The 25038-nt window shown below is 54.4% G+C and carries 26 protein-coding genes; 18 read left to right on the forward strand and 8 right to left on the reverse strand.

Annotated features, from left to right (window positions below; translation table 11 throughout):
* Positions 1–94: 94 nt before the first annotated feature.
* Positions 95–2299 (forward strand): fimbria/pilus outer membrane usher protein, encoded by a 2205-nt coding sequence (locus tag V6944_RS06040; RefSeq protein ID WP_333498267.1) that lies wholly within the window; start codon positions 95–97, stop codon positions 2297–2299.
* On the forward strand, positions 2290–3240 hold the full coding sequence (locus V6944_RS06045; protein ID WP_333498268.1) for a Csu type fimbrial protein: 951 nt from the start codon (positions 2290–2292) through the stop codon (positions 3238–3240). Before V6944_RS06040 ends, V6944_RS06045 begins: the two co-directional genes overlap by 10 nt.
* On the opposite strand, the gene V6944_RS06050 is transcribed toward V6944_RS06045, so the two are convergent.
* Entirely contained in the window at positions 3224–3802 is a 579-nt protein-coding gene (locus tag V6944_RS06050; protein ID WP_333498269.1) for a TetR/AcrR family transcriptional regulator, read from the reverse strand. The two genes, V6944_RS06045 and V6944_RS06050, sit on opposite strands and share 17 nt — an antisense overlap.
* Before the next feature lie 89 nt (positions 3803–3891).
* On the opposite strand from V6944_RS06050, the gene V6944_RS06055 reads away from it, so the two are divergent.
* Positions 3892–4362, forward strand: coding sequence for a nuclear transport factor 2 family protein (locus V6944_RS06055; RefSeq protein WP_333498270.1), 471 nt, complete (start codon positions 3892–3894; stop codon positions 4360–4362).
* A gap of 166 nt (positions 4363–4528) precedes the next feature.
* On the opposite strand, the gene V6944_RS06060 is transcribed toward V6944_RS06055, so the two are convergent.
* Both V6944_RS06060 and V6944_RS06065 read right to left on the reverse strand, forming a co-directional pair.
* Positions 4529–4831 carry an AzlD family protein gene (locus V6944_RS06060; RefSeq protein WP_333498271.1) on the reverse strand — a complete coding sequence of 101 codons (303 nt, stop codon included), beginning with the start codon at positions 4829–4831 and terminating at the stop codon, positions 4529–4531.
* Positions 4831–5583 carry an AzlC family ABC transporter permease gene (locus tag V6944_RS06065; protein WP_333498272.1) on the reverse strand — a complete coding sequence of 251 codons (753 nt, stop codon included), beginning with the start codon at positions 5581–5583 and terminating at the stop codon, positions 4831–4833. Before V6944_RS06065 ends, V6944_RS06060 begins: the two co-directional genes overlap by 1 nt.
* A 101-nt stretch (positions 5584–5684) precedes the next feature.
* Between V6944_RS06065 and V6944_RS06070 the strand changes: the two genes are divergently transcribed.
* Entirely contained in the window at positions 5685–7058 is a 1374-nt protein-coding gene (locus tag V6944_RS06070; RefSeq protein ID WP_333498273.1) for an aminotransferase-like domain-containing protein, read from the forward strand.
* Between the two features lie 33 nt (positions 7059–7091).
* Here the strand turns inward: V6944_RS06070 and V6944_RS06075 are convergent, their stop codons facing one another.
* Entirely contained in the window at positions 7092–7541 is a 450-nt protein-coding gene (locus V6944_RS06075; RefSeq protein ID WP_333498274.1) for a hypothetical protein, read from the reverse strand.
* A 281-nt stretch (positions 7542–7822) separates the two neighbouring features.
* On the opposite strand from V6944_RS06075, the gene add reads away from it, so the two are divergent.
* Positions 7823–8824, forward strand: a complete 1002-nt coding sequence (add, locus tag V6944_RS06080) for an adenosine deaminase (protein ID WP_333498275.1) — start codon at positions 7823–7825, stop codon at positions 8822–8824.
* A 48-nt stretch (positions 8825–8872) separates the two neighbouring features.
* Here the strand turns inward: add and V6944_RS06085 are convergent, their stop codons facing one another.
* Positions 8873–9913: an oxidoreductase gene (locus tag V6944_RS06085; protein WP_333498276.1), complete on the reverse strand. Its 1041-nt coding sequence runs from the start codon at positions 9911–9913 to the stop codon at positions 8873–8875.
* A 238-nt stretch (positions 9914–10151) separates the two neighbouring features.
* On the opposite strand from V6944_RS06085, the gene blr reads away from it, so the two are divergent.
* The 13 genes from blr to gstA all read left to right on the forward strand — a co-directional run bounded on the left by blr (position 10152) and on the right by gstA (position 21940).
* Entirely contained in the window at positions 10152–10307 is a 156-nt protein-coding gene (gene blr / locus V6944_RS06090; RefSeq protein WP_333498277.1) for a division septum protein Blr, read from the forward strand.
* 103 nt (positions 10308–10410) lie between these two features.
* A complete protein-coding gene (locus V6944_RS06095) occupies positions 10411–11781 on the forward strand; it encodes a GH1 family beta-glucosidase (RefSeq protein ID WP_333498278.1) in 1371 nt (456 codons plus the stop codon).
* A 288-nt stretch (positions 11782–12069) separates the two neighbouring features.
* A complete protein-coding gene (ydgT, locus tag V6944_RS06100) occupies positions 12070–12285 on the forward strand; it encodes a transcription modulator YdgT (RefSeq protein ID WP_333498279.1) in 216 nt (71 codons plus the stop codon).
* 83 nt (positions 12286–12368) lie between these two features.
* A complete protein-coding gene (locus V6944_RS06105; protein WP_333498280.1) occupies positions 12369–12809 on the forward strand; it encodes a DUF2569 domain-containing protein in 441 nt (146 codons plus the stop codon).
* A gap of 77 nt (positions 12810–12886) precedes the next feature.
* A complete protein-coding gene (gene rsxA / locus V6944_RS06110; protein ID WP_185666174.1) occupies positions 12887–13468 on the forward strand; it encodes an electron transport complex subunit RsxA in 582 nt (193 codons plus the stop codon).
* Entirely contained in the window at positions 13468–14043 is a 576-nt protein-coding gene (gene rsxB, locus V6944_RS06115; RefSeq protein WP_333498281.1) for an electron transport complex subunit RsxB, read from the forward strand. The genes rsxA and rsxB overlap by 1 nt, the downstream gene beginning before the upstream one ends.
* Positions 14036–16069 (forward strand): electron transport complex subunit RsxC, encoded by a 2034-nt coding sequence (gene rsxC, locus V6944_RS06120; RefSeq protein ID WP_333498282.1) that lies wholly within the window; start codon positions 14036–14038, stop codon positions 16067–16069. Before rsxB ends, rsxC begins: the two co-directional genes overlap by 8 nt.
* Positions 16070–17122 (forward strand): electron transport complex subunit RsxD, encoded by a 1053-nt coding sequence (gene rsxD, locus V6944_RS06125; RefSeq protein WP_333498283.1) that lies wholly within the window; start codon positions 16070–16072, stop codon positions 17120–17122.
* Positions 17123–17130: 8 nt separating this feature from the next.
* Positions 17131–17751, forward strand: a complete 621-nt coding sequence (rsxG, locus tag V6944_RS06130) for an electron transport complex subunit RsxG (protein ID WP_333498284.1) — start codon at positions 17131–17133, stop codon at positions 17749–17751.
* Between the two features lie 3 nt (positions 17752–17754).
* Entirely contained in the window at positions 17755–18453 is a 699-nt protein-coding gene (locus tag V6944_RS06135; RefSeq protein ID WP_333498285.1) for an electron transport complex subunit E, read from the forward strand.
* The gene (gene nth, locus V6944_RS06140) at positions 18453–19088 is read left to right on the forward strand and encodes an endonuclease III (RefSeq protein WP_333498286.1); all 636 of its coding nucleotides are present in this window, start codon (positions 18453–18455) and stop codon (positions 19086–19088) included. The genes V6944_RS06135 and nth overlap by 1 nt, the downstream gene beginning before the upstream one ends.
* A gap of 592 nt (positions 19089–19680) precedes the next feature.
* Positions 19681–21186: a dipeptide/tripeptide permease DtpA gene (gene dtpA / locus V6944_RS06145; RefSeq protein WP_333498287.1), complete on the forward strand. Its 1506-nt coding sequence runs from the start codon at positions 19681–19683 to the stop codon at positions 21184–21186.
* A 148-nt stretch (positions 21187–21334) separates the two neighbouring features.
* A complete protein-coding gene (gene gstA / locus V6944_RS06150; protein ID WP_333498288.1) occupies positions 21335–21940 on the forward strand; it encodes a glutathione transferase GstA in 606 nt (201 codons plus the stop codon).
* 94 nt (positions 21941–22034) lie between these two features.
* On the opposite strand, the gene pdxY is transcribed toward gstA, so the two are convergent.
* The 3 genes from pdxY to pdxH form a co-directional block, all read right to left on the reverse strand.
* Complete coding sequence (gene pdxY, locus V6944_RS06155) at positions 22035–22895, reverse strand: pyridoxal kinase PdxY (RefSeq protein WP_333498289.1); 861 nt, start codon at positions 22893–22895, stop codon at positions 22035–22037.
* A gap of 64 nt (positions 22896–22959) precedes the next feature.
* Entirely contained in the window at positions 22960–24234 is a 1275-nt protein-coding gene (gene tyrS / locus V6944_RS06160; RefSeq protein ID WP_333498290.1) for a tyrosine--tRNA ligase, read from the reverse strand.
* A gap of 125 nt (positions 24235–24359) precedes the next feature.
* Entirely contained in the window at positions 24360–25016 is a 657-nt protein-coding gene (gene pdxH, locus V6944_RS06165) for a pyridoxamine 5'-phosphate oxidase (RefSeq protein ID WP_035897054.1), read from the reverse strand.
* Positions 25017–25038: the final 22 nt, after the last annotated feature.

Below are 25038 nucleotides of genomic sequence, written 5' to 3' on the forward strand. Positions count from 1 at the left end.
GCTCTGGTTTTTGGTCTGTACTCACGCATATGCCGCAACAAATGCAACACTTTACCTGACCGCAACGGTTAACGGGCAGGTAGTTAAAGGATTTGTGAAGGCCAAAAATATTGATAATAAACTCTATATTTCCGCCAATGATGCTAAAAAACTCGACATCAAAACGGCCTCTCTGCCTGAAAAGCAGGGCTATCTCGATCTCAGCCCGCAGGACGGTCTGGACGTCACGTTTGATAACCTGAGTCAGAGTATCAACATCGTTGCCAGCAAAGAGTGGCTTGGCCGTGACAGCCGTCTGGCCAACCGCAATGGCTCACATCTCATTCATGCCTCCCAGCTTTCGCCTGAAGTGCGCGGGTTGGCGCTGAACTACAATGTGTTTACCAGCCATGAAAATGGTGAACAGGATGCCTCGCTATTTAGTGAGTTTAGAACCTTTGGGCTCGGCCCCGGTTTTTTTAGCTCATCATTCAACAGCAAAGACGCTACAGGCAGTAGCGACGCGGAGCGCGGCACGCATCGCTTGATGAGCAGTTGGGTCTATCAAAACGTCGACAATCTGTTCTCCATGACGCTGGGCGACAGCGTTACTACCACGCAAAGCTGGAACAACAGCGTGCGTTTTGGCGGTATCAATATCGCCCATAACTACGCAACGCAGCCTAACTTCAGTACATCGTCACAGGATATTCTGACCGATAGCGTTACCCTGCCATCCACCGTCGACCTCTACGTCCGCGGGGTGAAAACCTCCTCACAGCGAGTAGACCCCGGGCAATTTACGCTAAATACCGCACCGATTTTCACCGGTAATGAAGGTGCTCAGGTGGTGATCACCGACATCAACGGTCAGCAACGGGTGGTGAATCTGGATCTCTACGGCGCGACGCAATTACTCTCTGCCGGGCTGAACACTTGGGGCGTGAGCGCAGGCTGGATAAGGAAAGATTACACCTACAAATCGTTTAGCTACGACAGCGAATTTGTTGGCGTGGGCGACTGGCGATATGGGGCCAGTAATAAATCAACGCTTGGACTCCATGCCGAACAAAGCGCGCATTTACACAATCAGGGGTTAGGCTGGGATTATTTACTGTCGCCCACGCTCGGCGTGTTTCACCTTAATGCATCGAACAGCCAGTATGATAACGATAGTGGCACTCAGTGGGGTTCCGGATGGCAGTGGAATAACCGCCGTTATAATGTTGCGCTTAACCATTCGCAGGCAAGCCGCGGCTACCGGGATGTTTCATCTCTGGCAGATAACACCCTGACAACCCGAGAAGACTCTGCCTTTGCCAGCATAACCTTTGAGTCCAGCGGCACTTTCGGTGTGAGCTGGGTGAACCAGACCTATCCTGATTCCTCGTCGCAGTACGCTGGCCTTTCGTGGTCAAAAAGCTTCTCGCATGGCATTACCCTCGCCACTAGCCTTACCCGCGAGCTCGGCGACGAACGCAACACCACGCTTTACCTGAACTTCAGTATGCCTCTGAACCAACATAAAGATTACGTCTCGTTGCAGAACAGCCACGATAACGAGGGTAACGCCATGCAGGCAAGTCTGGCCCACTCGCTCGATGCGAATAAACCGGGCTGGGGATGGAACATGTCCGCGCAAAACGGTGATAACGCCGCGCTTCACGCCACCGTTCAGCACCGTAATAACTGGAGCGATATGGCGCTGGGCTTCAACCGCCAGGACAATAGCAGCGATTACTATGGCTCAATGTCGGGCGCACTCGGCTTGTTTATGGGCCATTTTTACGCCACTCGCGTGCTGGGCAGCGCCTTTGCCATTGTCGATACTTCAAACGTGCCGGACGTGCCGGTTTATCTGGAGCATCGACCGGTGGGTCACACCGATAAAAATGGGATGCTGTTCCTCAATAACCTCAACCCATATCAGGAAAACCATCTGGATATTGATGTACTCCAGTTAGACGAAGAGTACCGCGCACCCTATACCGGCGAAATATTGATCCCAAAAACCGCCAGCGGGGCGCTGGCTAAATTCGTCATCTATAAAACCCATGCGCTGCTAATGACGGTAAAAACTGCCGACGGTAAAAATGTTCCGTTCTCGGCGCAGGTCAACGTAAGTACGGCGCAAGGTGAAACCCCATCCCACGGCACGCAACAAACTATCGCGGGCTATGAGGGTAAAATTTACCTTGAGGACCCACCGGCTGGCGGCAAAGTCAGCGTTCAGTGGGGCTCCTCATCCTGTCAGGTGACGCTGCCGCAGCAGCTCAGCCGGTCCCACTCCGTAGATATGATGAAAACGCGATGCCAGTAACTCGTTCATTGGGCGTCATCAGCGTGCTGCTGGCGCTGATGTTTATATTGTGCCCTGCCGCCAAAGCGGCAGACTGCTGGAACGGCAGCCCTCCTGGGCTAAATTTTGGTACCATCACGCCCGGCCAAAGCAGTATCACCAGCACAAAGCTATCGTTTTCCTGTAACAACTTCGACGGCAAAACCGAGTACGTTCGCGCCTGTCTAAAACTCATGGCAAGCGACCCTATCCCCATGAGCCTGAATGAGCCGTCTACAACACCGCTTTATTTTTCCCTGTACTCGATCTACGACCTGCACCACCCGTTGAGTCAGAATGGTAACGTTTATGCACAAATTGATATGGAACTGGGTGGAGGACAAAACAACCTCGAGCATGATATTCCGCTGATCGGTAAAATATCCCCAGGGCAGACCAATATCAGTGCCGGAACCTATTACGACTACGCTACCAGCGTTCAGATACGCTATACATCAGCGTCGTCAATGCAGTCACTGCCATCGTGCAGTGCGGAGTCAGGCACGCTTATCACCGATCAAATCAGCGCCTCTGCGATAGTGAAAAATGGCTGCGAGATTGTCAGCGTCGACGACATGGAATTTGGTAGCAAAACGCCTGTCGAAGCGGAAACATTGCAGGCAAGTTCGACCGCCGGGGTCAATATTCAATGTCCGTCGGGCACCAGCTACTCCGTGAGTATCGGCTACGGGCTGCACGCCGATGGCAACGCCCGGCAGCTTTGCCACAACGGCGAGTGCATCAGCTACGACCTGTATCAGGATGCCGCACATGCTATCGAGTGGTCGCCGGACAACCCAGAAAAACAGTACGCCAGCGATGGTCAGCCGCAGAATCTGGTGGTCTACGGCAATGTACCCGCGCAAAAGTGGCCGTCAGCGGGGGGCTATTCCGACACGGTGGTGATTACGCTAACCTATTAACCGCTGGCAGCAGCGCATTCAGGATCTGCCCCAGTTGCGTCACAACGGCCTCAACGGGCAGCCCCATCTGCGCGTGCATAATCGCCCCGTCCAGCGCCACCACTACCGCCGCTGTCTCATGGCCCGGCCAGCGCCCTGCCAGTTCAGCGGCAACGGCGGCTTTATGTTCGCGGGTCAATTGCTCGACCTCGGGTAGCGCCTCGCCTATCTCCGCCGTCGCATTCAGAAAAGCGCAGCCGCGAAAATCAGGCTGTTCCCACCACTGCCGCATCGTAGCGACCAGCGCAGCAGCAGGTGCCTGCCCGGCGTCACTTTGCTGCTGTAGCGTGCAGCTAAACCACGTCATCCACAGCGTGTGGCGATAATCCAGATAGGCAATAATCAGCTGATTCTTGCTGGGAAAGTGACGATAGAACGTGACTTTAGTCACCCCGGCCAGCTCGATAATTTTATCAACACCGGTGGCACGAATGCCGTACTGATAAAAAAGCACATGCGCCGTGGTGAGAATTTTTTCCCTGGCGCTGAGGGCCTTTGAACCGTTTTTTACCGCGTTATTCATCGTTTTTTCACCGTTGACAAACTCCAGGGACGAGAATACGGTAGCACCAAGTAGACAGACCTGTCTACATTATCACTCTGGAGGTCTTTATGAGCAACCGTCGCCTGCCGCTGCCGCCTTTTACTCGCGAAAGTGCTATTGAAAAAGTTCGTCTTGCAGAGGATGGCTGGAACAGTCGCGACCCGGTGAACGTCGCGCTGGCCTACACCACCGATACCCAGTGGCGAAATCGCGCCGAGTTCATCCACGGACGCGCTGAGGCGCAGGCCTTCCTCGAGAGAAAATGGAAAAAAGAGCAAGAGTATCGGCTGATCAAAGAGCTATGGGCTTTTGAAGGCAACCGTATTGCCGTGCGTTATGCCTATGAATGGCATGACGATTCCGGCAACTGGTTTCGTTCCTACGGTAATGAAAACTGGGAATTTAACGAGGATGGCCTGATGCAACGTCGCTTTGCCTGTCTGAATGACCTACCGATTCGTGACGATGAGCGCCTGTTCCACTGGCCCCTGGGCAAACGCCCGGACGATCATCCGGAGCTTAGCGAATTAGGGCTGTAGCAATGGCACTCTCCGCGCAGTCGCGTGGGGAGTTTGTATCCACCGCAATATTATTGCGGCATCAGTACGGAAGCCACGCTCAGTAGAAAAATAGCAATCATCACAAGACTCATGATAATTACCGCTAGACGGGCGCTGCGCAAAGTCCTGGTCATTATGAATATCCTCACTGAGAAAAATAGTGACGTAACAGCGCCGTAGCGAACACGCCAATAATAACGGTCACCGGCATGGAAAAACGAATAGCGGCAATAAATGAGATCCCCAGGCCGATTAAATCAATAAAATTACCTGAGGCAAAATACGGGGCGATAAACGCCAGCATGACGCACCCAGGGGATGAACGCAGCACCGTCATTGCACCCGGCGTCAGCGTACGGTTCCGTAAAATAAGCCATGCGGAGATGCGCGTTAAATAGGTCGTTGCCGTCATCAATACGATGGCAAACAGCGTTTGTTGATCCGGCATTATTTCTCCCCCCACCGCCAGGCCACCGCCAACCCGGCCAGAGGCCCGGCGATAACGTACCAGACGCCGGGGATAAGGTGATATACCGCCACGGCCACCAGCAGACTGCTCAGCCACGGCAGCGCTTTGCAAACCCCGCGCCACATGCCCCGGACCAGCACCAGAAACACCGCCGGGAACGCCATATCAAAACCATAACGGTTAACATCGCCCAGCACCGGTCCCACCAGTGCGCCAAGGGCAGTGAAACCCACCCACATGGCATAAAACGACAGCGACGCACCAAGATAATAAGGCAGACTAAAACTGAGCATTCCACGCCCGGCGCGCTTTTGCGCATCGCTGTAGCTCAATGCCCAACTCTCGTCAGTCATCAAAAACAGCGCCGGGAGCACCTTGCGTTTCGGAAAACGCGCCAGCAGTGGCACCAGCGTCGCCCCCATCAGAATATGTCGGCTATTCACCAGAAAGGTCACGGCCACAATTAATAGAATATGCGGTGGATTGGTCCAGATTTGTATTGCTGCAAATTCAGAGCCCCCGGCAAAATTAAGCCCGGTCATTAACGGTACTTCAAAATGATTTAAGCCCTTATGACTCGCCTGTGCACCAAGCACCAGTGCGAAAGGAATAACGCCAAGTAATACCGGCAGTCCTTCTTTAATCCCACGACGAAATTCAGCCCCCACGGAATCATTTTGTGCGGACGTGTTTGGTCCGTCCGCAATAACGGAAATATCTTTTATGCTCATATTGAATGCCTGTTTCGGATGCGGCTTTAGCTGGCATTAGCATAGAATGCGTGACACTATTAGTAAATATATATAGTGTCACATTACACTTAGGTAATCAGATGCGCGAACGATCCCCCTGGCAGCCACGGCTTGCAGCACAGATAACATCCCCCACCGAACGGCTGGTACAGGCTTTATCGGAAGATATTCTTTCCGGCCTACTGCCCTACGGCGCACGTTTACCGGCGCATCGGGATCTCGCGGATACCCTGAGTATTGGCCTCGGCACGGTGACAAAGGCCTACGGGATACTCGAAAAGCGCGGCCTGGTCCGCAGCGTTAAGGGAAGCGGGATGTTTGTCGCACTGGCAAACGCGCGTAGCGCAGAGGTTATCGATCTTTCGCAGAATACGCCGCCTGCCGCTCTGACGGCGCGTTCGCTCGGCGCGACGCTCACCGCCATCGCACGCCGGCCGGATATGGATATGTTTAACTTTTATGCCCCTCCCGCCGGTCATGATGAGCACCGTCGACTACTGGCGCGTTGGTTCACCCAGCTTGGCGTTGAGGCCGATGCCGAACAGCTCATTATCACCAGCGGCGCGCAGCACGCACTGTCGGTGGCGCTCTCCACCGTCTGCAAACCGTTCAGTACGCTGTACGTTGAGGCGCAGACCTATTCCGGACTGATTCAGCTTTCACGGTTGCTTAATCTGACGCTGGTCGGCATCCCGATGGATGATGACGGTATGGATGCCAAGGCGTTGGCAGCCGCGCTCGACGCCCGCGGTGAACACAACGCGGCGGTGTATGTGACTCCGCTGCTGCAAAGCCCTTCGACGCGGGTGATGAGCCTGACGCGTCGTCATGAACTGGTGCGCGTTTGCCGAGAACGGAAGCTGTTTATCATTGAAGATGATGTTTATCGGCTGACCCGCAATATCGCCATACCGCAAATCACCCGTCTGGCACCAGATATCACCCTGTATGTAAATAGCCTGTCGAAGATCCTGAATCCGGCGCTTAGAATTGGTGGGCTTCTGCTGCCCAAGGCGCTCTACGCGCAGGGGGAATCGATGCTCAGAACAACGGCTATCATGGTTTCGCCGCTGAGCTGCGCCATTATGGAGCAGTGGCTGCTGGACGGTACCGCCGAAACCGTCACCCTTGCCATTGAGCAAGAAACCGCGCGGCGATACGCGCTGGCGCTCGATATTCTGGGCGAAGACCTGTACCACTCAGGGCTGCCAAGCTTCCACCTCTGGCTGCCACTCCCCCGGGAAAACGTACACCCTTTCTACGAGGCAGCGCTTGCCGCCGGTATTAAAGTGACGTCGCCTGCCTCAACGGAGGTGACACCGTTCGCCGATCAGGCGGGGATTCGGTTGTGTATTGGTGGGCCGGATATGGAGCAGTTGACTCAGGCGCTATTGATTATTAAGCGGGTTATCACCCAGCTTAAACGTCCAGCGGCGCTGAATTACCCGGTCTGAGGAAGATCCGGGTCGTCAACAGCAGGCTACCGTTCAAAATCGTGGCGCTATGCCATACTTCGGTGTTTTGATATTGGCAGCCCATACCTTGATATCATTTTGCAGCAATAGTGTGAAATCGGACTTGAGATGATTCACCATCTCATTGATTTGTTGCGAATCGTTTACGGCAAAGTGTTCAATCTTATTCTTGCCAATTGATACACAGCTGTACCTGGCTGGGATATTTTTACCATTGACATTAAACGCTTTATTCCCCGTACCACAGGCGCCCTCCGACATGTAAGAAACCAGCATATTGGCGCCATTCCGCCCAGGCTGAGCAATACTCAGCATGACCGGGAATCCCTCTGATGTCTGCGTCATGTCATAAAAGATGGCATTTTTTGAATACCAGGTATTGTACTCCCGCTCCAAAGGTTCTGAATGTGAAATTGGAGAAATAAAAAATAGCGCAATGAGTGTAATAGCATGAATTTTCATAGACATTGCCCTTATTGATTTTCATGTTCATTATTCAGATCAGCACAAAAACGACAACGAATTAAGATTATTCCTACTATTTTTGGCAGTGTGGGCTGGGCTGTTTACTCAACGCTGGCTCCAGAAGATCACCCGCCCTACTACGCGTATGCACATAAATGCTAAAAATGCCCCTGCTGCACTCCCAAGCGATTGTAAAAGCATCTATTTTTCAACACTTTTAACTGGTTACAACCCTGTTGTATAATGGTTTGCACTTTAACTAAAAAATGAGTGCGATCATGATTGATACCAACCTGCCTTTAACCGATGTACACCGCCATCTTGATGGTAATATCCGCGCCCAGACCATCCTCGAACTTGGCCGCCAGTACAATCTCGCGCTCCCTGCTACTACGCTTGAAACCCTGCTGCCCCACGTGCAGGTGACCAGCAATGAACCCGATCTGGTGAGCTTCCTGAGCAAACTTGACTGGGGCGTGAAGGTTCTGGCTTCTCTGGACGCCGTACGCCGCGTCGCCTATGAGAACATTGAAGATGCAGCCCGCAACGGCCTGCACTACGTTGAACTGCGTTTTTCTCCGCGCTATATGGCAATGACCCACCAGTTACCGGTTGACGGCGTGGTTGAAGCGGTCATTGCGGGCGTAAAAGAAGGCTGCAAAACCTTTCACGTCGAAGCGCGTCTTATCGGCATTATGAGTCGAACTTTCGGCGAAGCAGCCTGCGAAGAAGAGCTCAATGCCCTGCTGGCACACCGTGACGGTATTACCGCGCTCGACCTGGCCGGCGATGAGCTGGGCTTCCCGGGACATCTGTTCCTGAACCACTTTACCCGTGCGCGCGATGCGGGCTGGCGCATCACCGTTCACGCGGGCGAAGCGGCAGGCCCGGAAAGCATCTGGCAGGCCATTCGCGACCTCGGCGCTGAGCGTATTGGCCACGGCGTGAAGGCCATTCAGGATCCGGCACTGATGGATTTCCTCGCGGAAAAACGCATCGGCATTGAATCATGCCTGACCTCCAACATTCAGACCAGCACCGTGCCGTCGCTGGCGCAGCATCCGCTGAAAACGTTCCTTGAACACGGCGTGCTGGCAAGCATCAACACCGATGATCCGGCAGTTCAGGGCATTGATATTCAGCACGAGTATCACACAGCCGCCCCGGCGGCAGGCTTAAGCCCGGCACAGATTCGTCAGGCGCAGATCAATGGTCTGGAAATGGCGTTCCTTTCCGCTGCCGAAAAACAGGCGCTTATCGCCCGCGTTAAACAGGCATAAAAAAATCCCGGCAGGAATACCTGCCGGGATTGCTCAATGCTCTAACGATTACACTAACGTCAGCGCCGCACGGTGCTTCGCCGATTCCATCCCCAGCTCAATCAATTCCATAATCTGGATCGCCTGACCGGCCGGTACCGGATTCTCACCGATGCCGTTCAATGCATCACGAATTGCCGCGTAGTACGCAGGATAGTTACCCGGCTGCGTCAACAGCGTCGTTTCCACCCGCGTTTCACCGTCCACCGTCGTTAGCACGCCATCGCGCATATCGTAGCCCCAGTCGGCCTGCGGCAGACGCTCCCCGCTTTTCAGGCGATCTTCCTGTGGGTCGAGGCCAAACTTCACATAGCTTGCCTCGGAACCGTGGATGATATAACGCGCCGTTTCCGCCGCCGCCAGTAGCGTGCCGTGCAGCACGACGCGACGCTGTGGATAGGTTAACACCGCATGGAAGTAGTCCGTTGACTGTGCCCCGGGGCGCAACTGGCCGAGATCGACATACAGGCTTTGTGGTAAACCAAACAGGGTGACAGCCTGATCCAGAAGATGTGGGCCTAAGTCATACCAGATGCCGCTGCCCAGCCCGGCCTGCTCACGCCAGCGGGCGCGCACCTGCGGACGGTAGCGGTCGAAATGCGATTCAAAGTGAGCGATATCGCCCAGCTTACCTTCATTGATCAACGCTTTCACCGTCAGGAAGTCGCTATCCCAGCGGCGGTTATGGAACACCGACAGCAGTTTGCCCTGCTGTTTAGCAAGCGTATCCAGTTCACGCGCTTGTGACAGTGTCACGGTAAACGGTTTATCCACCACCACGTTTTTGCCAGCTTCCAGCGCCGCTTTCGCTAACGGGAAATGGGTATCATTCGGCGTCGGAATAACAATCAGGTCGATATCCGGATTGGTAAACAGCGCGGTCGGGTCGGAGACCACCTGTACTGCTGGCCAGTCGGCGTGAACCTTGCTGGCATCGCTGCTGGAGACGACGGCAAGCTCCATCCCCGGTGTGCCGCTGATGAGCGGAGCGTGAAATGTCTTACTGGCATAGCCATAACCCACTAATCCAACACGGATTTGGTCACTCATATGTCGCCTCACTTCTCTATTTGGTGTGCTTTAAACTGATTTTGTAATCGATTTCTTTATTTGAACTCATCTGAAGGTTCCATACAACAGTTTAATAACATTATGGCTTATCAGAACTCTAATTGATGAAATAACCACCGCCTGTCGAAACGATTCGGCTGAAAACTTGCGTTGTGACGCAGGCACGCTAAGATCTTGCTCTGGCTCTCTTTTATCAATGGACTGTAAGTATAATTTCATGACTTCCGTAATGACGCGTATTGTTGAATTAATTGGTTGGATTATTTTGGGTTTCTCCGTTCTGCTTCTGTTTGTGGCGCACCACATCGATAACTACCAGCCGCCGGAACCCACTACCGCGACGCTGCAAAAAAATGTCCCGCCGTCATCGTAAAAGAGTGATTCAGATCTCATCAATGGAACCGGTTTCAGAAACCGGTTGCTCCCCTTGAAAGCACTCCTTACACTCGTGTTATCACACAGGTAAGGAGTGTTATATGTCTGCTTTTCCCCCAAATTTTCTCTGGGGAGCTGCCACGGCAGCGTACCAGGTTGAAGGTGCACATAATGAAGACGGTAAGGGCCCGTCTATCTGGGATATTTTCTCCCACCAGCCAGGGACAACCTATCAGGGTACAAACGGCGACGTTGCCGTCGATCACTACCATCGCGTAAAAGAAGACGTCCAGTTAATGGCGGAAATGGGGCTGCAAAGCTACCGTTTCTCTATCTCATGGCCCCGCCTGCTGCCGAACGGCCGGGGCGAGATCAACGAAGCCGGGGTGAAGTTTTACAGCGATCTGATTGATGACCTGTTAGCACATAATATTGAACCCATGATTACGCTCTATCATTGGGATCTCCCGCAGGCGCTTCAGGACGAAGGCGGCTGGGAAGCCCGCTCCACGGCCGAAGCATTCGAAGAGTACGCGCGTCTGTGCTATGCCCGTTTTGGTTCCCGCGTGAAGAAATGGGCCACCTTCAACGAAACGATCGTCTTTATCGGTCACGGTTACATTACCGGTAGCCACCCCCCTTCCGTACGTAACCCTGCGCGCGCTATTCAGGCCTGCCACCACGTCTTTATCGCTCACGCGATGGCGGTCAAAGCGTTCCGTGGGATGCGAATCAACGGTGAAATTGGTTTTGTTAACGTGCTGCAACCGCACTCCGCGCTGACCGATAGCCCGGAAGACCAAGCCGCTACCGAGCTGGCGGACGCTATCCATACTCACTGGTTCTACGATCCGGTGCTGAAAGGCCGCTACCCTGATGAGCTGCTCGCGCAATCTCAGGCCCTTTGGGGTGTACCGCGCTTTGCGCCGGGAGATGATGAACTGCTGCGCAAAAACCGCTGCGATTTTATCGGCCTGAACTACTATCGTCGTGAAACCGTCTCTGCGACACCGCCAAAAGAGAAAGTCAGCGGCGAGCAAGGCGTTGAAGGATTGTTCTATTTCGTCCGCAATCCGGAAAGCGTCTACACCGAATGGGGCTGGGAGATTTGGCCTCAGGGGTTAACCGACGGCATCATGATGATCAAAGAACGTTACGGTGATATTCCTATCTATATTACCGAGAACGGCCTGGGTGCCGTCGACCCTATCGTCGATGGCGAAGTGGTTGATACCCCGCGTATCGATTTCTTACGCGTTCATATCGAGGCGCTGGAAAAAGCCATTGCGCTTGGCGCCGACGTTCGCGGTTATTATCCGTGGTCGTTTATCGATCTGCTGAGCTGGCTAAACGGTTACAAAAAACAATACGGTTTTGTTTATGTCGACCATAAGCAAAATCTGATGCGTAAACGTAAAAAAAGCTTCTTCTGGTATAAAGACGTGATTGCCAGCCGCGGTGAGAATCGTTAATTTCACTTTGTCAGGGCGCGCCAAGCGCCCTGACAGCCTAAAAAAGCACATTTTATGTATCGAAATCAATAAGGACATTTTCTGTTATTGTAATTCCCGCCTATAAGCCAAATAATCCAGGCTATCCTGCTGAGGTTTAGTCGTATACGCTGAACTCTCAATAAAAGCAGATGTCGATATACCTATTGGCTGCACTGACCCCATTATCCGCATCGTATTCCAGACCGCTCTGACGGCCTGAAGCACGCTGTACGGTGAGCCCCAACATTATAAAATGGATACCCTTAAATGACCGTTCTGGATTATTTATTAAAATTCCGTAAAGTCAGTTCGCTGGACACGCTTGAAAAACTCTACGATCACCTGAACTACTCACTGACCAACACCGAAGAAATTATCAATATGTATCGCGCTGCGGACCATCGTCGGGCGGAACTGGTCTCCGGCGGGCGACTGTTCGATGTGGGTCAGGTGCCAAAATCCGTTTGGCGATTCGTGCAATAGTAGTTTTTTCCAGAGCGCCAGTTGCTTATACTCCTCGGCCTGTATTTTTTCCTCTTCACTGGCGCTGATTTTCAGGAGACACAATGTCGGATAATTCTGCGGAACGTATCGGCGGATGGCTGCTTGGCCCGCTGGCCTGGCTGATTGTTCAGTTAATAAGCATCTGCATCACGTTAGTTAAATTTGGCTACGTCCTGCTGACACCGAACACCTTGAGTCTGATTAAAGAGATGGGGGCGGCCAATATTACCCTGCTCGCCCTTTCCTTCTTGTCGTTCGTCGCCATGTGCTATTACACGCTGTGGCTAACTATCGCCTTCTTCAAGCGCCGCCATAACGTGCCAAAACACTACATTATCTGGCTGATGATTGGCGTCCTGCTGGCGGTGAAAGCCTTCGCCTTCTCGCCGATTTCTGACGACCTTGCCGTACGACAGCTGCTGCTTCCACTGCTGGCCGCCGCGCTGATTGTGCCGTACTTCAAGCGTTCGCAGCGGGTAAAACGCACCTTTACCAACGCGTAATACCCCCACACTTAGCCTGTTGTCGCTTGAGACACTTTGTCAGATAATAGGCAGCTTTTTTTGTTACAGGTCGAATGATGTCTGACTATTTATTGCTCTTTATCGGTACCGTGCTGGTAAATAACTTCGTCCTGGTGAAGTTCCTGGGGCTCTGCCCGTTTATGGGCGTTTCCAAAAAGCTGGAAACGGCTATGGGGATGGGCCTGGCGACCACCTTCGTGATGACGCTGGCCTCTATTTGCGCCTGGCTTATCGATACCTGGATACTGATCCCGCTGGATTTGGTTTACCTGCGCACGCTGGCGTTTATTCTGGTCATCGCCGTAGTCGTCCAGTTCACCGAAATGGTGGTGCGTAAAACCAGCCCGGCGCTCTATCGCCTGCTGGGTATTTTCCTGCCGCTTATCACCACCAACTGCGCCGTCCTCGGCGTGGCGCTGCTGAACATCAACCTCGGCCACAATTTCCTGCAGTCGGCGCTGTACGGTTTTTCTGCCGCGGTCGGCTTCTCGCTGGTTATGGTGTTGTTCGCGTCCATTCGCGAGCGTCTGGTGGTCTCCGACGTTCCCGCGCCGTTTCGCGGCAACGCCATTGCGCTGATTACCGCTGGTTTAATGTCATTAGCCTTTATGGGCTTTAGTGGGCTGGTGAAGTTGTAATGATGACCTTCTGGATTGCTGTCGCTGCAATCAGCCTGTTAGGGCTGATTTTTGGCGTCATTTTGGGTTATGCCTCGCGCCGTTTTGCCGTTGAGGATGATCCGGTAGTTGAAAAAATTGATGAACTGCTGCCGCAGAGCCAGTGCGGCCAGTGCGGTTACCCCGGCTGCCGCCCGTACGCGGAAGCGGTCAGCAACGGTGAAAAAATTAACTGCTGCGCGCCCGGTGGTGAAGCCGTGATGCTGAAAATTGCCACGTTGCTGAACGTTGACCCGCAGCCCATCGGTGGTGACGAAGCGGCCGCTGAGCCAGCGCGCATGCTTGCCATCATTGATGAAAATAACTGTATCGGTTGTACCAAGTGCATTCAGGCTTGCCCGGTAGACGCCATTATTGGCGCGACCCGCGCCATGCATACGGTGGTCAGCGACCTGTGCACCGGCTGTAACCTGTGCGTGGCCCCTTGCCCAACGCAGTGTATCGAGTTACGCCCTGTCGAAACGACAACCGACAGCTGGAAGTGGGATCTGCACACTATCCCGGTACGAAACATTCCTGTGGAACGCCATGCTTAAGCTATTCTCCGCCTTCAGAAAAGACAAAATCTGGGATTTCGACGGAGGCATTCATCCGCCTGAAATGAAAACCCAGTCAAACGGCACGCCGCTGCGCCAGGTTCCCCTTGCCCAGCGCTTTGTTATTCCGTTGAAGCAGCACATTGGCGCAGAAGGTGAACTCAGCGTGAAGCTTGGGGATCACGTGCTCCGTGGTCAGCCGTTAACCCGCGGCTGGGGACGCATGCTGCCGGTCCACGCACCGACTTCCGGAACGGTGGTCGCCATTGAGCCTCATGCTACCGCCCACCCTTCCGCACTGCCGGAAATGAGCGTCATTATTGACGCCGATGGCGAAGACCGCTGGATAACCCGCGACGGCTGGAGTGATTACAAAAACCATAGCCGCGACGCGCTTATCGAACGTATCCACCAGTTTGGCGTTGCCGGTTTAGGCGGCGCAGGCTTCCCGACGGGCAACAAACTGCGCGGCGGCGGCGATAAAATCACCACGCTGATTATTAACGCCGCCGAGTGCGAGCCGTACATCACCGCTGACGATCGCCTGATGCAGGACTGCGCGGCGCAGATTGTCGAAGGGATTCAGATCCTCGCGCATATCCTGCAGCCGCAGCAGGTGCTTATCGGCATCGAAGATAATAAACCGCAGGCGATTTCGATGATGCGCGCGGTGCTCGCGGGCTGTCACGGTATTAGCCTACGCGTGATCCCAACCAAATACCCTTCCGGCGGCGCAAAACAGCTGACGCAAATTCTGACCGGTAAACAGGTTCCGCACGGCGGCCGTTCGTCGGATATTGGCGTATTGATGCAGAACGTCGGCACCGCCTATGCGGTCAAACGCGCGGTCATCGACGGCGAACCGCTGACCGAACGCGTGGTCACGCTGACCGGTGAATCGGTTGGCCAACCTGGTAACGTCTGGGCGCGTCTGGGCACGCCGGTACAGCATCTGCTCAAACATGCCGATTTTTGCCCGACCAGCGATCAGATGGTGATCATGGGTGGCCCGCTGATGGGCTTTACCCTGCCCTGGCTTGATGTACCGGTGGTCAAAATCACCAACTGTCTGCTGGCCCCTTCCGCCGCTGAAATGGGCGAGCCGGAAGAGGAGAAAGGCTGCATTCGCTGTAGCGCCTGCGCCGATGCCTGTCCGGCTGATCTGTTGCCGCAGCAGCTGTACTGGTTCAGCAAAGGCCAGCAGCACGATAAAGCCACGGCGCACAACCTTTCTGACTGCATCGAGTGCGGTGCCTGCGCGTGGGTCTGCCCAAGCAGCATTCCGTTGGTGCAGTACTTCCGTCAGGAAAAGGCCGAAATCAGCGCCATTCGTCAGGAAGAGCAGCGCGCAGTAGAAGCCAAGGCCCGTTTCGAAGCGCGCCAGCAGCGTCTGGAACGCGAGAAAGCCGCCCGTGAAGAGCGCCATAAAAAAGCGGCCGTTCAGCCTGCTGCCAAAGATCAGGATGCCATTCATGCGGCACTGGCTCGCGTACGAGAAAAACAGCAACAGGCCGCGCAGCCGATTGTGATTCAGGCTGGTGCCGTGCCGGATAACAGCGCAGTGGCGGCCGCCCGTGAAGCGCGTAAAGCTCAGGCTCGCGCCGCGCAGGCTGAAAAACAGCAGGCGACGGTTGAAGCGGTCGACCCGCGTAAAGCCGCGGTTGAAGCGGCTATTGCTCGCGCCAAAGCGCGCAAAGCGGCCCCGGCTGAAGCAGCAGAACCTGCTGCTGCCGCTGACGAGGCTAACGACCCGCGCAAAGCTGCCGTTGAAGCCGCCATCGCGCGTGCCAAAGCACGTAAAGTGGCACAATCAGTTGAAGCACCAGCCGTTACCGTTGAAGAGACAGCGGTCGACCCGCGTAAAGCTGCCGTTGAGGCCGCCATCGCGCGAGCCAAAGCGCGCAAAGCAGCCGCACCGGATGTGAACAAGCCAGCCGCCAACGACGACCCACGCAAAGCCGCCGTTGCTGCCGCTATTGCCCGTGTTCAAGCCAGGAAAGCCGCTCAGGCCGTTAACGAGGATTAAATGGTTTTCAAAATCGCAAGTTCCCCTTATACCCACAACCATCGCCAGACGTCGCGCATTATGATGCTGGTGGTCATAGCCGCACTGCCCGGCATTGTGGTCCAGAGCTGGTTTTTTGGTTGGGGAACCATCATTCAACTGGTTCTCGCTATTCTTACCGCCTGGCTTGCCGAGTCGCTGGTGCTCCGCCTGCGCAAGCAAAACATTGGCCAGACGCTCGCCGATAACTCCGCGCTACTGACCGGCCTGCTGCTGGCCATCAGTATTCCGCCGTTTGCCCCGTGGTGGATGGTGGTACTCGGTACCGTGTTTGCCGTGATTATTGCTAAGCAACTCTATGGCGGCCTGGGCCAGAACCCGTTTAACCCGGCGATGATTGGCTACGTGGTGCTGCTGATCTCCTTCCCGGTTCAGATGACCTCCTGGTTGCCGCCGCACGATATCGCCGCCAACGTGCCGGGCTTTATGGACGCGCTGCAGGTGATCTTCAGCGGTCATACCCCCGCAGGTCAGGACATGACGGCGTTGAAGATGGGGGTCGATGGCATAAGCCAGGCGACGCCGCTCGATACCTTCAAAACGTCGCTTCATGCCGGACATCCTGTAGATGAGATCCTGAAATCGTCGATTTATCACGGTGCGCTGGCCGGTGCCGGCTGGCAGTGGGTCAACGTGGCCTATCTGGTCGGCGGCCTGTTCCTGCTGTGGCAAAAAGCGATTCGCTGGCATATTCCAGTCAGCTTCCTGGTGAGTCTGGCCGTCTGCTCAACGCTCGGCTGGCTGTTCCACCCGGAAAGCGTCGCCTCGCCGCAGATGCATCTACTTTCTGGCGCGACCATGCTGGGTGCGTTCTTTATTCTTACTGACCCGGTCACCGCCTCCACGACCAACCGAGGTCGTCTTATCTTTGGTGCGCTAGCGGGCCTGCTGGTCTGGCTGATTCGCAGCTTCGGCGGCTACCCGGACGGCGTGGCGTTTGCCGTGCTGTTAGCTAACATCACCGTCCCGCTGATTGATTACTACACGCGACCGCGCGTTTACGGACACCGCTGAGGATTCACATGTTAAAGACCATGCGTAAACACGGTGTCACGCTGGCGCTGTTCGCAGCCGGTTCTACCGGGCTGACGGCGGCAATCAACCAGTTAACCAAGCACACCATCGACGACCAGGCCGAGAAGCAGCAAAACGCCCTGTTCCAGCAGGTGATCCCGGTAGGCAGCTATAATAATGACCTGTTGAAGAGCTGCTTTGTGGTGGAAGCCCCGGCGCTCGGCAAAGGCGCGCATAAGGTTTATATCGCCCGTCAGGACGATAAGCCGGTCGCCGCCGTACTCGAAGCCACCGCACCGGACGGCTATTCCGGCGCTATTCAGCTGTTGGTGGGTGCCGATTTTAACGGTACCGTGCTCGGTACCCGCGTGACCGAGCACCACGAAACGCCCGGGCTGGGCGATAAAATAGAGCTTCGCCTGTCTGACTGGATAACCTTCTTCGCCGGTAAAAAAATCAACGGTGCGAACGATAGCCAGTGGGCAGTGAAGAAAGACGGCGGTCAGTTCGACCAGTTCACCGGGGCGACCATAACCCCTCGTGCGGTAGTGAATGCGGTAAAACGCGCAGGGCTGTATGCCCAAACGCTGCCCGACCAACTGTCACAACTGCAAGCCTGTGGAGGATAAACGATGAGCGAAGTTAAAGAGGTTATTGTCCAGGGGCTATGGAAGAATAACTCCGCGCTGGTTCAGCTTTTAGGCATGTGTCCGCTGTTGGCAGTCACCTCAACCGCCACTAACGCCCTCGGTTTAGGCCTTGCCACGACGCTAGTGCTGACCTTGACTAACCTGGCCATCTCCAGCCTACGCCGTTGGACGCCGGCGGAAATTCGTATCCCCATCTACGTGATGATTATTGCGTCGGTGGTCAGCGCCGTGCAGATGCTGATCAACGCCTATGCGTTCGGCCTGTACCAGTCGCTGGGGATCTTTATCCCGCTTATCGTCACCAACTGTATCGTCGTAGGGCGCGCAGAAGCGTTTGCAGCCAAAAAAGGGCCGGCGCTGTCAGCGCTGGACGGTTTTGCTATCGGCATGGGCGCCACCTGCACCATGTTTGTACTCGGTTCCATCCGTGAACTTCTCGGTAACGGCACGCTGTTTGACGGCGCGGATGGGCTGTTGGGCAACTGGGCGAAATCGCTGCGTATTGAAGTCTTCCATACCGACACCCCTTTCCTGCTGGCGATGCTGCCACCGGGTGCGTTTATCGGCCTGGGAATGCTGCTGGCTATCAAATATCTTATCGATGAACGGACTAAGAAACGCCATGCTCAGCAGGTTATTGCCGCCGATAGCGTGAACGTAGATGGGGCCGAGAAAGCCTGATGAACAAAACCAAGCGTCTTGAAATATTGACTCGACTGCGGGACAACAATCCGCACCCGACCACCGAACTCAACTTTACTTCACCGTTCGAGTTGTTGATTGCGGTTCTGCTCTCCGCTCAGGCGACGGACGTGAGCGTCAACAAAGCGACCGCCAAACTTTACCCGGTAGCGAACACCCCGCAGGCGATGCTCGATTTGGGCGTCGATGGCGTGAAGGCGTACATCAAGACGATTGGCCTGTTCAACAGCAAAGCGGAGAACGTCATCAAGACCTGCCGCATGCTGCTGGAACTGCACGGCGGTGAAGTTCCGGAAGACCGGGCGGCGCTGGAAGCACTACCGGGTGTTGGGCGTAAAACGGCGAATGTGGTATTAAACACCGCTTTTGGCTGGCCCACCATCGCCGTCGATACGCACATCTTCCGCGTCTGTAACCGCACGCAGTTTGCACCAGGCAAGAACGTTGAACAGGTGGAGGAGAAGCTGCTGAAAGTGGTTCCCGCCGAGTTTAAGGTCGACTGCCACCACTGGCTCATTCTGCACGGCCGTTACACCTGCATCGCCCGTAAGCCGCGCTGCGGTTCCTGTATCATCGAAGATCTGTGTGAATTTAAAGAGAAAGTGGAGCTGTAGTCCATTTTTTGCGGCGTGGCAAATCGGTCCGCCGCCCCCTTTCGAGTGACTAGACCGCGTTTAATCCCATCTAATTATTCATTTTTTGGCATATCCAACGCCTATATAACACTTTTACAGATTAAACAGGCCATCACTAACGAAATTTTCTATACAAAAACTGACCAGATCATCACCACAACATGGTGTTGCATTTATGTTTATTTACGAGCATTTCGCTTACATCATTAGGATGAATCCTCCGTAACGCACAATATGATCATCCAGTTATTTTTCAGAATCCAGCCTATATCACTATATGAAAGCGCAATCAGCAGAAGATATCGTTAAATTGCCGTTTTTGCCCCTCTATTTCAGAATAAAAAACCGCTTAATTTTAAAGCGTGAAATTTAACGCTAAATAACATTTATATGTCTGGTTAATTATTCCACTCTTTTTATTTGTAACGGAGTATTACAAAGGCCTTGTCTGAAAGCGCAGGATAGTGAACATTACTTCCCGTTTCCCTCCAGAATAACTATAAGGTGGATGCCAATGAGCACTCCGCCCAGTACACCCCCCATTAGAATGGGATGTAAATAAGAGGTATATGTGTCTACTGCAAACAATAAACCAACTGAAAGCGTCAGTTTAAACGCCTTCAAACAACCTAAAGCGTTCTATCTCATCTTCTCTATCGAGTTATGGGAGCGTTTTGGTTTCTACGGCCTGCAAGGCATTATGGCCGTTTACCTGGTTAAACAGCTGGGTATGTCAGAAGCAGATTCCATCACGCTGTTCTCTTCCTTTAGTGCATTAGTGTACGGTCTGGTTGCTATCGGCGGCTGGCTGGGCGACAAAGTACTGGGTACGAAACGCGTGATTATGCTGGGTGCCGTGGTGCTGGCTATCGGCTATGCGCTGGTCGCATGGTCTGGTCACGATGCAGGCATCGTTTATATGGGTATGGCGGCAATCGCCGTGGGTAATGGCCTGTTTAAAGCCAACCCGTCTTCCCTGCTCTCTACCTGCTATGCCAAAGACGACCCGCGTCTGGACGGTGCATTCACCATGTACTACATGTCCGTGAACATCGGTTCGTTCTTCTCCATGCTGGCAACGCCATGGCTGGCCGCAAAATACGGCTGGAGCACCGCGTTCGCGCTGAGCGTCGTCGGTATGCTGATCACCGTGGTTAACTTCGCTTTCTGCCAGCGTTGGGTTAAACAGTACGGTTCCAAGCCTGACTTCGAGCCGATCAACTACCGCAACCTGCTGCTGACTATCGTTGGCGTTGTGATTCTGGTTGCTGTTGCCACCTGGCTGCTGCACAACCAGGGCATCGCACGTATGGTTCTGGGCGTGATTGCGCTGGGTATCGTGTTCATCTTTGGTAAAGAAACCTTCGCGATGAGCGGTGCGCCACGTCGTAAAATGATCGTAGCATTCATCCTGATGCTCGAAGCGATTATCTTCTTCGTGTTGTACAGCCAGATGCCGACCTCGCTGAACTTCTTCGCGATTCGTAACGTTGAGCACTCCATTCTGGGTATCGCGTTCGAACCGGAACAGTATCAGGCACTGAACCCATTCTGGATCATCATCGGTAGCCCAATTCTGGCCGCTATCTATAACAAGATGGGCGACAACCTGCCAATGCCGACCAAGTTCGCAATTGGTATGGTGCTGTGCTCCGGTGCCTTCCTGGTGCTGCCGCTGGGCGCGAAATTCGCCTCCGACGCGGGTATCGTTTCCGTTAACTGGCTGATCATCAGCTACGGCCTGCAGAGCATCGGTGAACTGATGATTTCTGGTCTGGGTCTGGCGATGGTGGCACAGCTGGTTCCACAGCGTCTGATGGGCTTCATCATGGGTAGCTGGTTCCTGACGACTGCCGGTGCGAACATCATCGGTGGTTACGTTGCAGGCCAGATGGCGGTTCCGGAAGATGTGACTGACCCACTGATGTCTCTGAACATTTATGGCCACGTATTCCTGCAGATTGGTGTCGCAACGGCCATTATTGCCGTGCTGATGCTGCTGACCGCTCCGAAACTGAACCGTATGACTCAGGACGACGCAAAACCTGCTGCTGACGGTAAAGTCGCTTCCGCATAACGTCATCGGGAAACGAATAAATATTTAGGCCGCTAACTTCTGTTAGCGGCTTTTTTTTTATCGCTTCAGGCACGAACATACCTCCATATCCCTCGGCTGCCCTTCGGCTGAGGGAAAACAAAAATAACCAAGTCTGAAGGAGTTACCCATGAAATTGTTCTACAAACCCGGCGCCTGTTCCCTTGCATCGCACATCACGTTGAGGGAGAGCGGAAAGGACTTCACGCTTATCGGCGTCGACCTGATGCACAAACGTATGGAAAACGGTGACGATTTCCTGAAGGTCAACCCGAAAGGCCAGGTTCCTGCGCTGCTGCTGGACGACAACACCCTGCTGACGGAAGGCGTGGCTATCATGCAGTACATCGCCGATAGCGTTGCGGATCGCCAACTGCTGGCACCGGTTGGTACCATCAATCGTTACAGAACGCTGGAATGGCTGAACTATATCGCGACAGAGCTGCACAAAGGCTTTACGCCGCTTTTCCGCCCGGATACCCCGGAAGATTACAAACCAACGGCGCGCGCGCTGCTGGATAAGAAGCTGGCCTACATCGATGAATCGCTGGCGAACGCGCAGTGGATTAGCGGTTCACGCTTCACTATTGCCGATGCCTATCTGTTTACCGTGCTGCGCTGGGCGTTTGCCGTGAAGCTGGAAATGGCGGGATACAAAAATATTGCGACCTACATGGAGCGTGTTGCGGCACGTCCTGCGGTGGCGGCAGCCATGACGGCTGAAGGTCTGAAGTAGTCGTGGTGCGTTGGCTCCCCGGAGTCAGCGCTTCGCACCTCGTCCGGGCTACAAGCTAGTGTAGCCCGGCAGAGCTTCGCGACGCCGGGAAAATTTACAGCTGAGTCGCGCTAAAACAGTGCTCTGGCTTGGCAATATGATCCTGCGCCGCCACTACCTGCAACTCATACTCGCCCATCGCTTTCGTCGTCACCATAATCTCGTACACCGCCGCGGTCACATGCTCCAGCGCGTCGCGAAGGCTAGCCCCTTGCAGCAGCTTAACCAGCAGCAGACCGCTGGTCACATCGCCCACACCGACGGGATGACGTGTCCCAAAATCGATCAACGGGCGGCTGATATGCCAGGCTTCATCCGCCGTCACCAGCAGCATTTCGAAGCGATCCTGGCTGTATCCTGCACGAGCAAGATGTTTGACCAGCACGATTTCCGGCCCCTGAGCAATCAGCTCACGCGCAGCCAGCACCGCATCATTCACATCCTTCACGTCACGACCGGCGAGAATCTCCAGCTCAATCAGATTAGGCGCGATGATATCGCTTGCTGGCATGGCATAGCGCTTATGAAATTCCGCCACGCCTGGAGCCACGATGCAGCCCTTTTCCGGGTGCCCCATAACCGGGTCGCAGAAAAATTTCGCCTTCGGGTTCGCCGCTTTGACCTGACGCACGATGCCAAGAATATGCTCGCCCTGCTCCGCAGAGCCCAGATAGCCGCTCAGCACCGCGTCACAGCGCTTCAACTGGTCGATAGCCGCAATGCCCTGCACAATCTCTGTCAGATGCGTTGGTGGCATCACGCAGCCCGTCCACTGGCCATACTGGGTATGGTTGGAAAACTGTACCGTGTTCAGCGGCCAGACGTTCGCACCAAGGCGACGCATAGGAAACTCAGCGGCGCTATTGCCCGCATGCCCAAAAACGACGTGAGATTGAATGGCGAGGATGTTGTTCATTAGCTCTACTCAAACGACAAAAAAGAAGGGGGCGTAGTTTCCCACGCCCCCTCGTTTCGGAATATTACTTCCAGCAGATCAAACAGTAATTTTTCTTACCACGGCGTAACAGGGTGTAACGACCGAAGAGAATATCGCTTTCCTGGAAGAAATATTCCGGGTCAGCCTGTTTTTCACCGTTGATGGTGACCGCGTTAGAGGCGATGGTTTTACGTGCCTGGCCGCGAGACGGCTGCAGCTCGGAGTCCACCAGCGCCTGCATCAGGTCGGCACCTTTTTCCATCTCAACCATCGGCACACCGTCCTGCGCCAGCTGCTCGAAATCTGCTTCGCTCAGCGCGCTCAGTGAACCGCTGAACAGGCTATCGGTGATGCGTTTTGCCGCCACCAGACCTTCTTCGCCATGCACCAGACGGGTAACCAGCTCGGCCAGTACGTACTGGGCGCGAGGGGCTTTACCGCTGTTTTTGTCTTCTTCTTCCAGCGCATTGATCTCTTCAATGTCCATAAAGGTGAAGAACTTCAGGAAGCGATAAACGTCGGCATCCGCGGTGTTGATCCAGAACTGGTAGAATTTGTACGGGCTGGTTTTCTTCGGATCCAGCCAGACTGCGCCACCTTCGGTCTTACCGAACTTGGTGCCATCCGCTTTGGTAATCAGCGGAACGGTCAGGCCAAATACCTGGTTCTGGTGCAGACGACGGGTCAGGTCGATACCGGAGGTGATGTTACCCCACTGGTCGGAACCGCCAATCTGTAGCGCAACGCCGTGCAGTTTGTTCAGGCAGGCAAAGTCATAACCCTGCAGCAGGTTGTAGGAAAACTCGGTGAAAGAGATGCCCTGATCGTCACGGTTAAGGCGCTGCTTCACCGCTTCTTTGTTAATCATCTGGTTAACAGAGAAGTGTTTACCGATATCACGCAGGAAGGTCAGCACGTTCATGCCGCCGAACCAATCATAGTTGTTGGCCGCGATAGCCGAGTTGTCGCCGCAGTCGAAATCGAGGAACGGTGCCACCTGTTTGCGGATTTTATCCACCCACTCCTGCACGGTATCTTCGGTATTCAGTTTACGCTCGGCCGCTTTAAAGCTTGGGTCGCCAATCAGACCGGTTGCGCCGCCGACCAGAGCAACAGGCTTATGCCCTGCCTCCTGGAAGCGTTTCAGGCATAACAAAGGAACAAGATGCCCCAAATGCAAGCTGTCGGCGGTAGGGTCGAAGCCGCAATAGAGCGCGATCGGGCCTTGCGCCAGTCGCTCTGCTAACGCTACCTCGTCCGTTACCTGGGCGACTAGCCCCCGCTCTTGCAGTTGTTTAATCAAGTTACTGCTTGCCATCAAATTCTCCATCTATATACGACTGCACCTTTGCCGGTACACGACTTTTCGCCAGACGCGAAAGCTCTATAGAATAAAGCGCTGGCGCACTCAGCGCTAGCGCTTAACACAACAAATTTCAGAGATTACGGTGCCAGACGGTCGATTTTCCAGGCATCTGCGTCGCGCTGGTATAAAAAACGATCGTGCAGGCGATGTTCACCGCCCTGCCAGAATTCCATTTGCTCAATAGAAACGCGGAAACCGCCCCAGAAACTCGGCAGCGGGACTTCGCCTTGCTGGAATTTCTGCTTCAGTTCCATGAACTTGCTTTCGAGGATACCGCGCGCGGAGATGCGGCTGGACTGCTTAGATACCCAGGCGCCGATTTGGCTGTCGCGCGGGCGGCTGTGGAAATATTTCACGACTTCGAGGGTCGACAGGCGTTCTGCCTTGCCGATAACCATCACCTGACGCTCCAGCATATGCCACGGGAACAGCAGGCTGATACGCGGGTTGTTCTCCAGCTGATGTGCCTTACGGCTACCCAGGTTGGTATAGAAAACCAGCCCTTTCTCGTCATAGTGCTTAAGCAGAACGATACGCTGATACGGCTGACCGTTTTCATCAACCGTGGCAACCACCATCGCCGTAGGGTCAGCCAGTCTGGCATCACATGCCTGGCGTAACCAACGTTCGAACAGAGGCAGCGGTTCAGCAGGAAGGTCATGGCGACGCAGGCCGCCACGGGTGTACTCACGGCGCAGATGCGCGATTTGTTGCAGATCGTCGTTATCAGACATGGCGTTTAAGAGAGTAGTCAAC

It is taken from the genome of Kluyvera sp. CHPC 1.2972, assembly GCF_036759925.1.
Taxonomy (GTDB): Bacteria; Pseudomonadota; Gammaproteobacteria; order Enterobacterales; family Enterobacteriaceae; genus Kluyvera.

What these genes read in the sequence shown, in the direction of transcription:
- V6944_RS06045 (WP_333498268.1), top strand. Translation starts at nt 2,290, where the DNA reads ATGCCAGTAACTCGTTCATTGGGCGTCATCAGCGTGCTGCTGGCGCTG.
- V6944_RS06050 (WP_333498269.1), bottom strand. Translation starts at nt 3,802, where the DNA reads ATGAATAACGCGGTAAAAAACGGTTCAAAGGCCCTCAGCGCCAGGGAA.
- V6944_RS06055 (WP_333498270.1), top strand. Translation starts at nt 3,892, where the DNA reads ATGAGCAACCGTCGCCTGCCGCTGCCGCCTTTTACTCGCGAAAGTGCT.
- V6944_RS06060 (WP_333498271.1), bottom strand. Translation starts at nt 4,831, where the DNA reads ATGCCGGATCAACAAACGCTGTTTGCCATCGTATTGATGACGGCAACG.
- V6944_RS06065 (WP_333498272.1), bottom strand. Translation starts at nt 5,583, where the DNA reads ATGAGCATAAAAGATATTTCCGTTATTGCGGACGGACCAAACACGTCC.
- V6944_RS06070 (WP_333498273.1), top strand. Translation starts at nt 5,685, where the DNA reads ATGCGCGAACGATCCCCCTGGCAGCCACGGCTTGCAGCACAGATAACA.
- V6944_RS06075 (WP_333498274.1), bottom strand. Translation starts at nt 7,541, where the DNA reads ATGAAAATTCATGCTATTACACTCATTGCGCTATTTTTTATTTCTCCA.
- add (WP_333498275.1), top strand. Translation starts at nt 7,823, where the DNA reads ATGATTGATACCAACCTGCCTTTAACCGATGTACACCGCCATCTTGAT.
- V6944_RS06085 (WP_333498276.1), bottom strand. Translation starts at nt 9,913, where the DNA reads ATGAGTGACCAAATCCGTGTTGGATTAGTGGGTTATGGCTATGCCAGT.
- blr (WP_333498277.1), top strand. Translation starts at nt 10,152, where the DNA reads ATGACTTCCGTAATGACGCGTATTGTTGAATTAATTGGTTGGATTATT.
- V6944_RS06095 (WP_333498278.1), top strand. Translation starts at nt 10,411, where the DNA reads ATGTCTGCTTTTCCCCCAAATTTTCTCTGGGGAGCTGCCACGGCAGCG.
- ydgT (WP_333498279.1), top strand. Translation starts at nt 12,070, where the DNA reads ATGACCGTTCTGGATTATTTATTAAAATTCCGTAAAGTCAGTTCGCTG.
- V6944_RS06105 (WP_333498280.1), top strand. Translation starts at nt 12,369, where the DNA reads ATGTCGGATAATTCTGCGGAACGTATCGGCGGATGGCTGCTTGGCCCG.
- rsxA (WP_185666174.1), top strand. Translation starts at nt 12,887, where the DNA reads ATGTCTGACTATTTATTGCTCTTTATCGGTACCGTGCTGGTAAATAAC.
- rsxB (WP_333498281.1), top strand. Translation starts at nt 13,468, where the DNA reads ATGATGACCTTCTGGATTGCTGTCGCTGCAATCAGCCTGTTAGGGCTG.
- rsxC (WP_333498282.1), top strand. Translation starts at nt 14,036, where the DNA reads ATGCTTAAGCTATTCTCCGCCTTCAGAAAAGACAAAATCTGGGATTTC.
- rsxD (WP_333498283.1), top strand. Translation starts at nt 16,070, where the DNA reads ATGGTTTTCAAAATCGCAAGTTCCCCTTATACCCACAACCATCGCCAG.
- rsxG (WP_333498284.1), top strand. Translation starts at nt 17,131, where the DNA reads ATGTTAAAGACCATGCGTAAACACGGTGTCACGCTGGCGCTGTTCGCA.
- V6944_RS06135 (WP_333498285.1), top strand. Translation starts at nt 17,755, where the DNA reads ATGAGCGAAGTTAAAGAGGTTATTGTCCAGGGGCTATGGAAGAATAAC.
- nth (WP_333498286.1), top strand. Translation starts at nt 18,453, where the DNA reads ATGAACAAAACCAAGCGTCTTGAAATATTGACTCGACTGCGGGACAAC.
- gstA (WP_333498288.1), top strand. Translation starts at nt 21,335, where the DNA reads ATGAAATTGTTCTACAAACCCGGCGCCTGTTCCCTTGCATCGCACATC.
- pdxY (WP_333498289.1), bottom strand. Translation starts at nt 22,895, where the DNA reads ATGAACAACATCCTCGCCATTCAATCTCACGTCGTTTTTGGGCATGCG.
- tyrS (WP_333498290.1), bottom strand. Translation starts at nt 24,234, where the DNA reads ATGGCAAGCAGTAACTTGATTAAACAACTGCAAGAGCGGGGGCTAGTC.
- pdxH (WP_035897054.1), bottom strand. Translation starts at nt 25,016, where the DNA reads ATGTCTGATAACGACGATCTGCAACAAATCGCGCATCTGCGCCGTGAG.